The organism is uncultured Shimia sp., from assembly GCF_947498095.1.
Taxonomy (GTDB): domain Bacteria; phylum Pseudomonadota; class Alphaproteobacteria; order Rhodobacterales; family Rhodobacteraceae; genus Shimia.
In genome coordinates this window covers 52923-68055 of the sequence record NZ_CANMJE010000010.1, presented here as the reverse complement: position 1 = coordinate 68055, position 15133 = coordinate 52923, and the positions used below count along the sequence as shown (strand labels likewise).

11 protein-coding genes are annotated in these 15133 nt (G+C 58.6%); 9 read left to right on the top strand and 2 right to left on the bottom strand.

All coding sequences use genetic code 11. The features are described from left to right. Positions 1-3: 3 nt before the first annotated feature. On the bottom strand, positions 4-1146 hold the full coding sequence (locus Q0932_RS16315) for an aromatic ring-hydroxylating dioxygenase subunit alpha (RefSeq protein WP_299355537.1): 1143 nt from the start codon (positions 1144-1146) through the stop codon (positions 4-6). A 152-nt stretch (positions 1147-1298) separates the two neighbouring features. Here Q0932_RS16315 and sulP point away from each other — a divergent pair, with 152 nt between their 5' ends. Then, the gene (gene sulP / locus Q0932_RS16310; RefSeq protein ID WP_299355534.1) at positions 1299-3041 is read left to right on the top strand and encodes a sulfate permease; all 1743 of its coding nucleotides are present in this window, start codon (positions 1299-1301) and stop codon (positions 3039-3041) included. Here sulP and Q0932_RS16305 read toward each other — a convergent pair. Continuing rightward, a complete protein-coding gene (locus Q0932_RS16305) occupies positions 3038-3628 on the bottom strand; it encodes a DUF1285 domain-containing protein (RefSeq protein ID WP_299355531.1) in 591 nt (196 codons plus the stop codon). The two genes, sulP and Q0932_RS16305, sit on opposite strands and share 4 nt — an antisense overlap. A 67-nt stretch (positions 3629-3695) precedes the next feature. Here Q0932_RS16305 and Q0932_RS16300 point away from each other — a divergent pair, with 67 nt between their 5' ends. The 8 genes from Q0932_RS16300 (at position 3696) to Q0932_RS16265 (ending at position 15133) form a co-directional block, all read left to right on the top strand. Further along, positions 3696-4703 (top strand): MoxR family ATPase, encoded by a 1008-nt coding sequence (locus Q0932_RS16300; protein ID WP_299355529.1) that lies wholly within the window; start codon positions 3696-3698, stop codon positions 4701-4703. Then, the gene (locus tag Q0932_RS16295) at positions 4700-5572 is read left to right on the top strand and encodes a DUF58 domain-containing protein (RefSeq protein WP_299355527.1); all 873 of its coding nucleotides are present in this window, start codon (positions 4700-4702) and stop codon (positions 5570-5572) included. The genes Q0932_RS16300 and Q0932_RS16295 overlap by 4 nt, the downstream gene beginning before the upstream one ends. Next, positions 5569-8316 carry a DUF4159 domain-containing protein gene (locus Q0932_RS16290; protein ID WP_299355525.1) on the top strand — a complete coding sequence of 916 codons (2748 nt, stop codon included), beginning with the start codon at positions 5569-5571 and terminating at the stop codon, positions 8314-8316. The genes Q0932_RS16295 and Q0932_RS16290 overlap by 4 nt, the downstream gene beginning before the upstream one ends. Continuing rightward, positions 8313-10355, top strand: coding sequence for a hypothetical protein (locus Q0932_RS16285; RefSeq protein ID WP_299355523.1), 2043 nt, complete (start codon positions 8313-8315; stop codon positions 10353-10355). Before Q0932_RS16290 ends, Q0932_RS16285 begins: the two co-directional genes overlap by 4 nt. Positions 10356-10467: 112 nt before the next feature. Continuing rightward, positions 10468-11988, top strand: a complete 1521-nt coding sequence (gene gpmI, locus Q0932_RS16280; RefSeq protein ID WP_299355520.1) for a 2,3-bisphosphoglycerate-independent phosphoglycerate mutase — start codon at positions 10468-10470, stop codon at positions 11986-11988. Continuing rightward, positions 11985-13124 carry a peptidoglycan DD-metalloendopeptidase family protein gene (locus Q0932_RS16275; RefSeq protein WP_299355517.1) on the top strand — a complete coding sequence of 380 codons (1140 nt, stop codon included), beginning with the start codon at positions 11985-11987 and terminating at the stop codon, positions 13122-13124. The genes gpmI and Q0932_RS16275 overlap by 4 nt, the downstream gene beginning before the upstream one ends. A 3-nt stretch (positions 13125-13127) precedes the next feature. Next, the gene (locus Q0932_RS16270) at positions 13128-14462 is read left to right on the top strand and encodes a S41 family peptidase (protein ID WP_299355515.1); all 1335 of its coding nucleotides are present in this window, start codon (positions 13128-13130) and stop codon (positions 14460-14462) included. Between the two features lie 188 nt (positions 14463-14650). Further along, positions 14651-15133, top strand: coding sequence for an RNA pyrophosphohydrolase (locus Q0932_RS16265; RefSeq protein ID WP_299355512.1), 483 nt, complete (start codon positions 14651-14653; stop codon positions 15131-15133).

The following is a 15133-nucleotide window of genomic DNA, read 5'->3' as shown; positions in this document are numbered from 1 at the left end:
TGGCTAGTCGAGCGAGGGAACGAGCGATCCGTCTTTGCTGACCCGTTCAAGTACCCATTTGTGAAAGTCGTGGATGTAAAACTCTTGCGGCATCAGGCGCCCTTGCTTGAACGCTGGCGATCGCAGGCCGCGCTGGTTCCATTCGCAAGCGGTGGCGTCTTCTTCCAGAACACCAGTGGCAAAGTCGGTGACATGTGCCAGATCAAAGTTGGGCTGCGCCAACGTTTTTGGGTCAAATAGCCATTCGGCTGTCAGCAGCGTGCTCTCGGCGTCGATCGGTTGCAGGCTGACCACACGGGCGTAGTCCACATGTGCGACAACAAAGGCGGTCGGATAGAACGTGACAAAACGGTGCGCCTCGTCGCGTTCCTCGGGTGTCAGGTTGGGAAACTCTGGGCCACAGGGCATACCCGACACCGTCCAGCTTTGCGCGCCTTCCCGCAAGTTTCGGCCTTCCCGGTCTCCATCCCATGTTGCGGCTTCCTGTTTTGACATGATGCCTCTGGAATAGACGGGCACCATTTTGGTCAGTTCAGGGTGCACGCCAGGGCAATGCAGACACTCGTTGTAATTCTCCCAGAACACCTTCCAATTGCAGTTCATGGTTTTTTGCACGGTGTGTCCGACAACGAGATCTGACATCGGCCAATTGTTTAGCGCATCCAAACCTAAGTCCGGTGCAAACTCAGGAGGTGTTTCAGCAAGGCAAGCGAACAAAAACCCGTTCCAAGTTTTTAGGTGAACTGGCTTCAGCTCGTGCTTGGATTTGTCGAAATCTTCTGTTGGCGTAGCGAAGGCCGTCGAGACCAAGCGCCCGTCGTCAGCATAGGCCCAGGCATGGTAGGGACAGGTTATCAGTTTACCGCGCATTTTAGCGGAAATTCCTGGGCACAATTCTGCACCACGGTGCATGCATACATTGTGAAAAGCGCTGAGCTGTCCGTGGACATTGCAGCATATGATGATGCTGCAGTTTGCTATGTTTTTTCGGTGCAGCATCCCGTGGGCAAAGCTGTTTTGGCGACCGATGTAGATCCATTCGCGCGACCAAATTGTTGCCTGTTCACGCTTGAACCAACTGTCATCAAGGTAACAAGTAGACGGCAGAGATTTAGGGCAGTAATCCAATAAGACTGTGTCGGACATCCGTGGCTTTCATTTTTCTCTCTGAAAAACGCTATGCAGCGACAGAGAATGGGTCAAGACGTAGCGGGTTTTGGATTTCCCCTTCACTTATTCGATAATTGGAATATATAAGCACCTTCGTAACAACCGCAGACAGGACCACCATGCGAGATATGAAATTTAAGCGTTCTCAATTGGAGAGGCATTTTCCCATCCTCGGTTGGTCAAAAACCTATTCGCGGGACACGCTGACCTCGGACCTTGTTGCCGCGGTTATCGTCACCATCATGTTGATCCCTCAGTCGCTGGCCTATGCGCTTTTGGCGGGTCTTCCAGCCGAGATGGGGCTTTATGCGTCGATCCTGCCGCTGGTGGCCTATGCGATCTTTGGTACCTCACGCGCGCTGGCGGTTGGCCCGGTCGCCGTGGTCTCGCTGATGACCGCCGCCGCCGTTGGCAATCTCGCCCTGCAAGGCACCGCCGAATATGTCATTGCGGCTATCACACTGGCCTTTATCTCCGGTTTGATCCTGACCGTCATGGGGTTGTTCCGGCTGGGGTTTCTGGCCAATTTCCTGTCGCATCCAGTGATTGCCGGGTTCATCACGGCCTCAGGCATTCTGATCGCTTTCTCACAGCTGAAGCACATCCTCGGGGTGGATGCGCATGGTCATAACCTGATTGATCTGATCGGTTCGCTGATCGCGCATCTACCGGAAACCAGCATTTTTACCCTATTGATAGGTCTCATGGCCTTGGGCTTTCTATTCTGGGTGCGCAAGGGTTTAAAACCAATGCTGCTAAACACCGGCATGGCCCCCCGTCTTGCCGACATATTGGCCAAGGCCGGCCCTGTTGCCGCGGTCGCCGTCACCACACTGGTGGTTTGGATTTTCGACCTCGAAAATCACGGCGTTCGAATTGTGGGGGAGGTGCCTATGGGCCTGCCTCCGCTGTCCATGCCCAGTTTTTCGGCGGACATCTGGTCGTCGCTCTTTGTCTCGGCGCTGCTGATCTCAGTCATTGGATTTGTTGAATCCGTTTCGGTTGCGACCACCCTTGCAGCAAAGAAACGCCAGCGCATCGACCCGGATCAGGAACTTGTGGGTCTTGGTACGTCCAACATTGCTGCCGCGATTTCAGGTGGTTATCCGGTCACCGGTGGTTTCGCCCGTTCCGTCGTGAACTTTGATGCGGGCGCTGAAACCCCAGCTGCGGGGGCCTTTACCGCGATCGGCATCGCCTTTGCCGCGCTCTTGCTGACCCCGCTCTTGTTCTTTTTGCCCAAGGCCACGCTCGCTGCGACAATCATTGTCGCCGTTCTCAGCCTCGTCGACTTTTCGATCCTTAAGAAAACATGGACCTACTCCCGCGTCGATTTCGCAGCGGTTGCCGCCACCATCGTGTTGACGCTGGGCCTTGGTGTGGAAACGGGTGTCTCTGCGGGTGTTGTTTTGTCGCTCGGCCTGTTCCTCTACAAAACCTCGCGTCCCCACGTCGCCGAGGTTGGCCTCGTGCCCGGCACGCAACATTTTCGCAACATACTGCGCCACAAGGTTGAAACCCATGCAAGCCTTGTCAGCTTGCGAATTGACGAGAGTCTCTACTTTGCCAACGCGCGATTTCTTGAGAACTATCTCCTCAACCGTGTCGCCTGCGAACAGCCGATCCGGAACGTGGTGTTAATGTGCTCGGCGGTGAACGAGATCGATCTGAGTGCGCTGGAAACACTTGAGGAATTGAACCGCCGTCTCGGTGACATGGACATCAAGCTGCATCTCTCCGAGGTCAAAGGCCCTGTCATGGATCGTTTGAAGCGCAGCCATTTCCTTGATCACCTGACGGGTCAGGTCTTTCTCGCGCAATATGACGCCATGGTGGCGCTGACACCTTCGGCCGATACAGAAAGGGCTTAATCCAGCTCTTCCGACGGGATCATCGGGAAAAACACCCCGCTCGACATTACGCCGAACCAGCTCTGGTCGTTCACGTCTTGGTGTTCGCCCAAGGCCACCAGGCGATAAAAACTTTTGCGATCAATTCGCGCCTCAAGGCCCGCGCGCACCATCACATAAGGGGCAGGTTCCCCACTGTCGGCATCCCGCTCGACCCGAATCGCATGCTCTGGCCCGGCCACAGCTTCGTCCCCGACATTGGTGACGAAGCTCAGAACCTGCGCGTCACCGTCGCCCTCGGCGTCGAAGTCCACCGCTACAAACGGCACATCTTCAACCTCGATTCGGACCTTTTCTACAGGTGTGACAAGCACATAGCCGTCCTTATCCTTGCGCAGGATGGTGGAAAACAACCGGACCAGCGCTTCGCGATTGATTGGCGAGCCTTCGTGAAACCACGTGCCATCACGGGCGATACGCATATCGATCTCGCCACTAAAGGGCGGGTTCCACAGGTGTACCGGTGGCAGCCCTTTGCCCTTTTGCGCGGCTCTAGCCGAAGCTGCGATGCCATCTGTCGATGCTTTCACGGGAATTTGTCCGCTCATTGTTTTTGCCATTTCTGTCGCGCGCTATAAGGTCTTACATAGATATAGCCGAAACAGGAGAGTTGTCATGACCGAACCCGCCGATCTGGTGCAGGAAATCGAAGCACTGGGCGAAAAGCTTGGTCAGGCAAAAGTGGCGATCACCAAACGCTTTATCGGACAGGAACGGGTGGTTGATCTGACCCTGTCGGCTTTGCTTTGTGGGGGGCACGGGCTGCTGATTGGTCTGCCGGGCCTTGGTAAGACGCGATTGGTCGAGACGCTGTCAACGGTGATGGGGCTGAATGGTAACCGGGTGCAGTTCACACCGGATCTTATGCCCGCCGATATCCTCGGATCGGAAGTGTTGGAAACCGGCAACGACGGCAGCCGCGAGTTCAAGTTTATTCAAGGACCGATATTCTGTCAGTTGCTGATGGCGGACGAGATCAACCGGGCTAGCCCGCGCACACAATCTGCCTTGTTGCAAGCGATGCAGGAGCGCCAGGTCACCGTCGCAGGCGCCGACCGGCCCTTGGATCAGCCGTTTCATGTGCTGGCGACCCAGAACCCGATTGAGCAGGAAGGCACTTATCCCTTGCCGGAAGCACAGCTTGACCGGTTCCTCGTGCAGATCGACGTGCCGTACCCTGAGCGCGGAACCGAACGGGATATTCTGCTGGCGACCACGGGTGTTGAAGAGGAAGAAACCCATCAGGTGTTCACCGCCGAAGAGTTGCGGGCGGCGCAGAAATTGCTTCGTCGAATGCCTGTTGGCGAGAGCGTGATGGAAATGATCCTGGATCTCGTACGCGCTTTCCGGCCCGACGACGACAGTGCCTCCGAAGCCGTGCGCGAAAGTGTGGCTTGGGGGCCAGGGCCGCGTGCCGCGCAGGCCCTGATGATGACAGTGCGAGCACAGGCTTTGTTGCATGGCCGCCTGGCCCCGAATGCGCAAGATGTGATCGATATGGCCAGCCCCGTGCTCAGTCACCGCATGGCGCTATCCTTTGCGGCCCGTGCGCGAGGTGAGACCGTCACCGACCTGATTGCCGAGACTGTTCAGGGCCTTGATGGGATCGGAGCCGCCGCGTGAACACCGCCCCCAACCTGCGAACGCGCGCCGAGACCGAGGCGGCGCGTCTGCCGCCCCTGTTGGCGCGTGCCGAGCATTTGGCCGGTACGGTGCTGTTGGGCGAGCACGGCCGCAGGCGCGCGGGTCTGGGGGATGACTTTTGGCAATACCGTCCGGTTCAGCCGGGCGACAGCCGCCGTTTGATCGATTGGCGGCGCTCTGCAAAATCTGACCAGCAGTTTATTCGCCAACGCGAATGGCAGGTTGCCCAATCTGTCATGTTATGGGTGGATCAATCCGCCTCAATGCGGTTCACGTCAGACAAGGACGGCGCGACCAAAGCTGACCGCGCCCGTGTACTGGCGCTGTCGCTGTCGATCCTGCTGATCCGCGCCGGCGAGCGTGTCGGCCTCTCGGGTAGCAGCCTGCCGCCCCGGCGTGGCGAAGCGCAGATCCTGCGTCTGACCGAGATGCTTCAAAGTGACGAGGCCGAAGATTATGGCGCGCCCGAAGCACGGGCGATGTTGCCGCATGCGCGGGCCGTTTTCGTTTCGGACTTTCTGGGAGATTTTGAAGCGGTCGAAGCAGCCTTATACAAGGCCGCAGACCGCGACGTGCGTGGCGTTGTCTATCAGGTGCTGGACCCGGCCGAAGAAAGCTTTCCGTTTCAAGGGCGCGCGATCTTTGAGAGTATGGGCGGAAGCGTCAGCCATGAAACGCGCAAGGCCTCTGATCTGAAGACTCGCTATCTGGACAGGCTCGCCGAGCGGCGCGACCAGTTGCAGCACCTCTGCCGCGTGACAGGCTGGCAATTTGGTCATCATGATACCGCAAAATCGGCTCAGGCAGCATTGTTGTGGCTGTATCGCGCAATGGAGCGGCGTCAATGATCTTTGGGTTCCCCATCGGTTTCGCGGCACCTTGGGTGCTGCTGGCGCTTGTTGCATTGCCCATCCTATGGATCATTTTGCGCGCCATTCCCCCGGCGCCGATCCGTCGCCGGTTTCCCGGTGTCGCACTGCTTTTGGGCCTGCAAGACGAGGACACGGTTACAGACCGTACACCTTGGTGGCTGCTTCTGCTGCGTGCAATCGCCATCGCGGCAGTCATCGTTGGCTTGGCTGGCCCAATTCTCAACCCCACCGAACGGCCAGAGGGTCAGGCTGACCGCCTGCTGGTGATTTTGGACGGCAGCTGGGCCACCGCTGGCAATTGGCCGCGCCAAATGGCGATGGTCGAGGGGCTGTTGGATGAGGCAGATCGCGCCGGTCAGCAGGTTGCCATCGTGAACCTGAGTGATCCGGCAGCCTTAGCGTTTCAGGAGGCTGCGATTTGGAAAGCCCGTTTGCCGGGTGTGAGCCCAATGCCCTGGCAACCCAGCAGTGACACTCTGCAGAGGCTCGCCTCTGTTTTGGAGCAAGGGGCTTTTGACACGGTTTGGGTGGCGGATGGGTTGGCCTTGGAAGGGCGTTCGACTTTGGCGGATGTGCTGTCTGATCGTGGAGTTTTGCGGGTCATCGAAGACGGCGCAGGAACCCTTGGGATGCTCCCGCCGGTCTACGAAGATGGTCGCCTGCTGCTCCGAGTACAACGCCCTGTTGCGGGCATTGCACGGGATGTTGAGATACAGGCGCACGGTTTGGACCCATCCGGGGCTGCACGGGTCTTGGCCACGATGTCCCTGACATTTGAGGCTGACGCGACCGAGGCCGAGGCTGAGATTGCCTTGCCCGCCGAGCTACGTGCACGGATTTCCCGATTTGAGATCGCAAGTGCTGGAACGGCCGGCGCCGTGTCATTGTCTGATGACCGTTTGCAACGGCGTGAGATCGCATTGATCGCCGGGCGTGAAGATCGCGAAGGCTTGCAACTTTTGTCGCCGCTGCACTACCTGCGTCAGGCACTTGTGCCGAATGCCGAAGTGCTCGAAGGCGCTTTGGGCGATGTTCTGCCCGCCAATCCTGACGTGGTTGTTTTGGCCGATGTCGCAGCCTTGGCGCCGGGCAACGAAGCCGCCTTGATCGAATGGGTTGAAGCCGGAGGTTTGTTGGTGCGATTTGCCGGGCCAAAAGTCGCCGCCAGTGGTTTGGGCCGCAGCGAGGAACACCCGCTGATGCCGGTTCGCCTGCGGGCAGGTGGGCGTAGCGTTGGCGGTGCGATGAGCTGGGGGGAACCCAAGACACTCGCGCCCTTTGCCGAGGGCAGCCCGTTTTTTGGATTGAGCGTGTCGGACGAAGTGCGCGTCAGCGCGCAAGTCGTGGCACAGCCTGACCCGACGCTGGCGTCACGCGTGGTGGCAGAGCTTGTCGATGGGACGCCACTTGTGACGCGCAAGGCACTGGGGCAGGGACAAGTCGTACTGTTCCATGTCACAGCGAACGCGGAATGGTCTGGTTTGCCGCTCTCGGGGTTGTTTGTGCAGATGTTGGACCGATTGGCCATTTTAAGCGCGACAGATGCCGAAGACGAAACCCGCATGGCAGGCACAATTTGGCAGCCTGTGCGCGTCTTGGATGGTTTGGGCCGCCTCTCGGATGGGCAAACGCTACCGGGTGTTACCGGTGAAGACCTGACTTCGGCACCCCTTAGCGAGAATTTGCGCCCCGGGTTGTACCGGGATGATGCACGGCTCTTGGCCCGCAACGTCCTGCGTGACGGGGATGTGCTAGAACCAGCAAGCTGGCCGATTGGCGTCTCTGTCGAAGGGTTGGCCGTCACACCCGCCAAAGATCTATCAGGGTGGTTCCTGGCGGCGGCCCTGATCTTATTGGCGGCGGACGTTTTGGCGTCACTGTTGGTCTCAGGGCGACTTTGGGGTGCTCGGGTTGCGACGGTTGTGCTGTTGGCGGCGATGCTGCCACAAAGCCTTGAAGCGCAGGACACGCGCGCGATTTCAGACACGCGAGAGGTGGTGTTGGGCCATGTTCTGACCGGTGACAAAGCCGTGGATGATCTGGCCCATGCTGGCCTGTTGGGCCTGTCCGAGACGCTCTATTTCCGCACCTCGGTTGAGCCTGATGAGCCTGCAGCCGTTGACTTGGAGACAGACACGCTGGGCCTCTATCCAATGCTCTATTGGCCTATCACACCGCTGCAGCCCACGCCGTCGGCCGAAGCCTATGCCAAGCTCAACACGTACTTGCGGTCTGGTGGGATGATCCTGTTTGACACACGCGATGCGGATGTGGCGCGCTATGGTGCCTCGAGCCCCAATGGACGCAAACTTCAGCGTCTGGCTGCGCCGCTTGATATTCCGGGTCTTGAGGTGGTGCCGCAAGATCACGTGCTGACCCGAACCTTCTATCTGTTGCAGGATTTCCCCGGGCGCTACGAGTCGCGTGATGTCTGGGTCGAGGCAGCACCCGCCGATGCCGAGCTGGTTGAAGGCATGCCGTTTCGCAACCTTAACGATGGTGTGACGCCAGTGATAATCGGTGGCAATGACTGGGCCGCGGCCTGGGCGATGGACCGACGTGGCAACGCGTTGCTTCCGGTCGGGCGCGGCCGGGCCGGAGAGCGGCAGCGCGAATTGGCTTATCGGTTTGGGGTTAATCTGGTGATTCATGTCCTCACCGGCAACTACAAATCAGATCAGGTCCATGTTCCGGCGCTTTTGGATAGGTTGGGTCAATGACGGGCTTGGTTCTCTTTGATCCTCTCTTGCCGCTTTGGATAATCGCGGTGCTGGGTGGTCTGACGCTGATTGCCGTTGCTTGGGCGTGGTGGCGCGGATTGGCCGGTTGGAGCTTGCGCTTGCTGGCGATGCTCGTGGTTTTAGCGGCTTTGGCGGGACCAGTCCTGCAACGCGAAAATCGCGCACCGCTTACCGATATCGTCCTGATGCTTGTTGACCAAAGCGCCAGTCAGGATCTTGGCGACCGGTCTGACGTGACAGAAAGCGCTGCAACTGTGATCGAGGCGCGGATCGCCGCCAGACCCAATACCGAATTGCGCCGAATTGACGTGGCTGACGGGACAGGGAACGCCGGAACCGAGTTGATGCGCGCCCTCTCAGAGGCGCTGGCCCAGGAACCGCGCGGACGGATTGCGGGGATTCTGGCGCTGAGTGATGGCCGTGTGCACGATATGGAAAGCATGCCCCCTTTGCCTGCTCCGATGCATCTGTTGCACACCGGGCGCGAGGCAGATTGGGACCGGCGGCTGATCGTGACGGGCGCCCCTGCTTTCGCCATTCTGGGGGAACCTGTCACGCTGACATTGCGGATTGAGGACAGCGGTGCCGTCCCGCCCAACGGTGGCAAGGCACCCGTAGAAATCTCAGTGGACGGCGATGAGCCGCGCGCCTTTATGGTGCCTATTGGGCAATCCATTGAATTGCCTGTGACCCTGCCCCACGGAGGGCGCAATGTGATCCAGTTCACGGTGCCTGCCAGCGAGGGCGAAATCACAGATCGCAACAACGCGGCTTTAGTCCAGATCAACGGCGTGCGCGATCGCTTGCGGGTGCTTCTTGTGAGTGGTGAGCCGCATCCCGGCGGGCGCACGTGGCGCAACCTCTTGAAATCCGACGCCTCGGTGGACCTCGTGCATTTCACCATTCTGCGGCCCCCTGAAAAACAGGATGGTGTGCCGGTCAGTGAGTTGTCTCTGATCGCCTTCCCAACGCGCGAATTGTTCATGGAAAAGATTGAGGATTTCGATCTCATTATCTTTGACCGCTATCAGCGGCGAGGCATTCTGCCGTCGCTCTACTTGGACAATGTCGTTCAATACGTGCGCAATGGCGGTGCCGTTCTGGTAAGCGCGGGGCCGGATTTCGCCAGTGCCGACAGCTTGTATCGGTCGCCTTTGTCGGAAGTGCTGCCTGCAAAGCCCACAGCCCGGGTTCTGGATCAAGGCTATGTTCCGGAAATCACCGATCTTGGCCACAGGCATCCCGTCACCGCAGACCTGCCGGATCAAGAGACATGGGGCCGCTGGTTGCGCCAGGTTGAGGTCGAGCCCGGTGAGGGCGATGTCGTGATGAGCGGTCATGATGGGCTGCCGCTTTTGGTTCTGGATCGCGTTGAAGAGGGGCGCGTGGCCTTGATTGCGTCGGATCAGGTCTGGCTTTGGGCGCGCGGCTTTGAAGGTGGTGGTCCGCAGTTGGAATTGCTGCGTCGACTGGCGCATTGGATGATGGGTGAACCGGAATTGGAAGAAGAAGCCCTCTGGGCCGAGGCCAACGGCCAAACAATGCGCGTGATACGGCGCTCGCTTGAAGATGATGTTGGCGCACTGATCGTCACGACACCCGGTGGCGGCACGGTTACCTTGCAGATGGAAGAGACACGCCCAGGTCAATTTGAGGCGCGCTATAGCGGGCCTGAGATCGGGCTTTATCGACTGGCAAACGACACGCATGAGGCCGTCATTGGTCTGGGGCCAGCGGCGCCCAAGGAATTTGAGGAAACTATTGCGACTGATGCGGTGCTTCTTCCTGCGCTCGACGCGCAAAGGGGTGGCAGTTTTGCGCTGGAAGATGGGATGCCCACATTCCGCTCAGTGCGCGAAGGTCGCCCGGCGGCCGGTAACGGCTGGTTGGGGCTGACACCGCGCGGCGCTTTTGAAGTTCGCGACATTGCGCGCACACCGATTTTGCCGCCTTGGCTGGTGCTGTTGATGACGTCAATGCTGATCCTTGGCGGCTGGCTTCGGGAAGGCCGTCGCTAGTCCAATCTTACTTGGATTAATCGGGCAATTCGCAGCAGACATCACAAAAGCGGTTCACCCTTGCGACGTGGCGCGTTAGAACGCGCAGAAACCAGACTTGGAGCCACTTCTCATGACCGCGCCGAAACCAGTTGTGCTTTGCATCCTCGATGGCTGGGGCATCAGCGAAACGACTGAGGCAAATGCGCCTGCGCTGGCCGAAACACCTGCCTTTGACAAGATGATGGCCACATGCCCCAACGCGACGCTGATCACGCACGGGCCGGATGTCGGCCTGCCGTCTGGGCAAATGGGCAACTCCGAAGTCGGGCACACGAACATCGGTGCGGGTCGCGTGGTTGCGATGGACCTTGGTCAAATCGACCTTGCCATCGAAGATGGGTCATTCTTTGAAAACGCTGCCCTTAGGGCCTTCATCGCAAAACTGCAGGATACCGGTGGCACCGCGCATTTGATGGGTATGATCTCGGACGGCGGTGTTCATGGCCACATCACCCACATTTTGGCTGCCGCCAAAGCGGTAGCTGATGCCGGTGTGCCGGTCGTATTGCATGCCATTACGGATGGTCGGGATGTGGCCCCGAAATCTGCGTTTACCTACCTCGAAACCCTTGCTGAGCACTTGCCCCAGAGTGTCCGGATTGCCACCCTCTCAGGTCGCTATTTCCCGATGGATCGCGACAACCGTTGGGAACGCGTCTCAGAGGCCTACAATGCTTGGATCAAGGCAGAGGGCAATCACTCTGACGATGTGCATTCGGCCGTGTCAAATGCGTACAACAGGTCTGAAAGCGACGAATTCATCACCCCAACCGTAATTGGCGACTATGCCGGGGCCAAGGATGGCGATGGATTCTTTTGCCTCAACTTCCGCGCTGACCGTGCGCGGGAAATTCTGGCGGCCATCGGGAAGCCAGGCTTTGACGCCTTCGATACAGGGCTGCGTCCAAACTGGGCGGTGCTTTTGGGCATGGTCGACTATTCGGACGATCACAACACCTATATGACCACCTGCTATCCCAAGCAGGAAATCGTCAACACGCTGGGTGAATGGGTGGCCAAGCAGGGCTTGCGTCAATTCCACCTTGCCGAGACCGAAAAATATCCGCATGTGACCTTTTTCCTAAACGGCGGCAAGGAAGCACCTGAGCAGGGCGAAGATCGGTACATGGCGGCTTCGCCCAAAGTTGCAACCTATGACCTCCAACCCGAAATGTCGGCAGGTGAAGTCACAGAACAGTTCGTGGCCGCCATTGAAGAGGGCTATGACCTCATCGTCACCAACTATGCCAACCCCGACATGGTGGGCCACACCGGGGACCTTGATGCCGCAATGCGCGCGTGCGAGGCCGTTGATCAGGGGTTGGCCGCCGTGCATGAAGCCTTGACCAAGGCGGGTGGCACGATGATTGTGACCGCAGATCACGGCAATTGCGAAGTGATGGTCGACCCTGTGACCGGCGGGCCGCATACGGCCCATACGACCAACCTGGTGCCGGTTATCCTTGTGAATGGGCCCTCGGGCGCCTCTCTCAATTCGGGACGCCTGGCCGACCTTGCGCCGTCGTTGCTGGAACTGATGGGGTTGGAACAACCCGCCGAAATGACCGGAAAGAGCCTGATAAGCGCATGAAATGGATTGCTCTGCTGACGCTGATGGTTTGTGCCGCGGGATTGGCCCGCGCCGAAACCAGTCCGGCCGAGGCCGCGCGGGCAGCCGCCGAGCAGTTGGAGCAGGCATCGTTGTCGCTGCAAGACGCCGACGGCGCGCGCGATCGCGTCGCGGCACTAACTGAGACGGTTCAGGGCTTTGAAGCAGGTCTGGCAGCCTTGCGCGAAGGTCTACGTCGCGCTGCAATTCGTGAAGCCCAAATCGGACGTGAACTGAAGGCGCAAGAAGACGAGATCGCTAGCCTGCTTGGGGTGTTGCAAAGTATGGGTCAAGGCCCCGCGCCTGTGATGTTGTTGCATCCCGCTGGGCCAACAGGAACTGCGCGAAGCGGTATGATTTTGGCAGATGTCACGCCCGCCTTGGAAACCCGTGCGGAGCGTCTGCGGCATGATCTGGAAGAAGTGGCCATTCTGCGTGACCTACAACAGAGCGCCGTTGAACGTTTGCAAGATGGTCTAAGTGGCGTGCAAACCGCGCGAACCGAATTGTCTCAGGCGATTTCTGACCGAACCGGATTGCCACAACGATTTGCCGATGACCCTGTCAAAACCGCTTTGTTGATAGCCTCGACAGAAACGCTCGAGGGATTTGCCAGCGGGCTCAACGATATTCAGGAAGACACCGACGACCCTGCAGCTGCCCCGGTCGACATCACATATCGGATGGGTGATCTGACTTTGCCAGTCGAATCTCGGGTGTTGCGACATGCGGGTGAGGCTGACGCCGCGGGCATCCAACGCCCCGGTCTCGTGCTTGCGGCGCGTCCGAATGCGTTGGTGGTGTCCCCAACGGCCGCCACGATCCGCTATCGCGGACCACTTCTGGACTATGGAAATGTCGTGATTCTGGAACCCCAGGCCGGGTTGATGTTCGTGTTCGCCGGGCTTGATGTGGTGTTCGGTGCGACAGGTGAAGTGATCCCAGAAGGCTCTCCAGTGGGGTTGATGGGCGGAGAAGACCCGGAAATTGGCTCAATTCTATCAACTAGCGGTGATGGCACTGGAAACACACGCACAGAAACGCTCTATATAGAGGTCAGACAAGGCGAAGATGCGGTTGACCCGGAAATCTGGTTCCGCACAGACAAGGATGGATAATCGATGAAGAAATTTGTGGCGGCCGCATTAGGCGGAACCTTGGCCGGTGTGCTGGCGGCGACGCAGATCGCAGGCCCCTTGTTGGCGCAGGAATCTGCGCGAACGTCCAATGTTTATGAGCAGCTGGACCTGTTCGGGGACATTTTCGAACGCATTCGTGCTCAGTATGTTGAAGAAGTGGACGAAGGCGATCTGATCGAAGCTGCGATCAATGGTATGCTGACCTCTTTGGATCCGCACTCGTCTTATCTTTCGCCAGATGATGCTGAAGACATGCGTGTCCAGACGCGCGGTGAATTTGGGGGGCTCGGGATTGAAGTCACCCAGGAAGACGGTTTTGTCAAAGTGGTCTCGCCGATTGACGGCACCCCGGCAGATGCAGCCGGCATCGAAGCCGGTGATTTTATCACACATGTTGACGGCGAAAGCGTGCTCGGCCTGACGCTTGATCAGGCGGTTGAAATGATGCGCGGGCCAGTGGGGTCCGAAATTGTCATTACCGTTGGACGTGAGGGTGAACCTGACCCCTTTGATGTGTCGATCATCCGCGACACGATCAAGCTGACCGCAGTGCGAACCCGGACCCAGGGCGACACCGTGATCCTGCGTGTGACCACCTTTAACGATCAGACGATGCCCAACCTAGAAGCTGGCCTGAAAAAGCAGGTTGAAGAACTGGGTGGCATGGAGAACGTGAACGGCATTGTTCTGGACCTGCGCAACAACCCCGGTGGGCTTTTGACACAAGCGATCCGCGTCTCAGATGCCTTCCTTGAGAAGGGTGAAATTGTCTCGACACGTGGCCGTAACCCGGAAGATGGCGACCGCTTCAATGCGACGGTCGGAGATCTGGCGGATGGCAAACCCATCGTTGTCCTGATCAATGGCGGCTCGGCCTCGGCGTCCGAGATTGTCGCCGGTGCACTTCAGGACCATCGCCGTGCAATAGTTGTTGGCACAAAGAGTTTCGGGAAGGGTTCGGTTCAGACCGTGATGCCGTTGCGCGGAAGTGCGGCGATGCGCCTGACAACCGCGCGTTACTACACGCCCTCTGGCCGTTCAATTCAGGCGCTGGGTGTCAGCCCCGACATCGTTGTCGAACAACCGCGCCGCCAACCTGCTGAGGAAGAAGAGCAAGAAGAACAGCGTCGCGTGCGTACCGAAGCAGACCTGCGCGGCAGCCTTAACAATGACAGCCTGAGCGAGGATGAGATCCGTCAGATCGAAGAGGATCGCGCCAAGGCCGAAGCCGCAGCCCAATTGCGTGAAGATGATTATCAACTGGCTTATGCCATTGATATTCTGAAAGGTCTTTCGGCGCTGGGCCCGACAGAGTAACCAAATCCAGATCACATGTAGCGAGGGCGTCCTGCGGGGCGCCCTTTTGCAATTGACGGGCCTTGCCTCTCTGGACCGGCGACCCATTCGCCCCAGAGTATTTCTGGCAATACGAAGCAGGTTTGGGGTTTGCACCCACAGTCTCAGGGCGCTAGGAGTTGGGGGCCTCTGTGTGACAAGGATTTGAGATGACCCCCGAAGAGATTGCCAAACTGCCCTATCGCCCTTGTGTTGGTGTGATGTTGGTGAATGCCAACGGTGGCGTTTTTGTTGGGCAGCGCATCGACAACCCCACGGATGCCTGGCAAATGCCACAGGGTGGCGTGGACAAGGGGGAAGACCCGCGTGATGCCGCTTTGCGTGAATTGTGGGAAGAGACCGGCGTTGTGGCTGATCTGGTAACCATTGAGGCGGAAACCGAGGACTGGCTGCCCTATGACCTGCCGCATGATCTGGTGCCGCGCATCTGGAAAGGGCGCTACAAAGGGCAAGAGCAGAAATGGTATCTGTTGCGCTTTAACGGTGTGGATTCAGACGTAAATATCCAGACCGATCATGCTGAGTTTTCCGAATGGCGGTGGTTGCCGGTGGATCAGCTGGTCGACAAGATCGTACCCTTCAAGCGGGACGTCTATCGGGCGGTGGTCGCTGCGTTTGAGGAGCATCTCTAA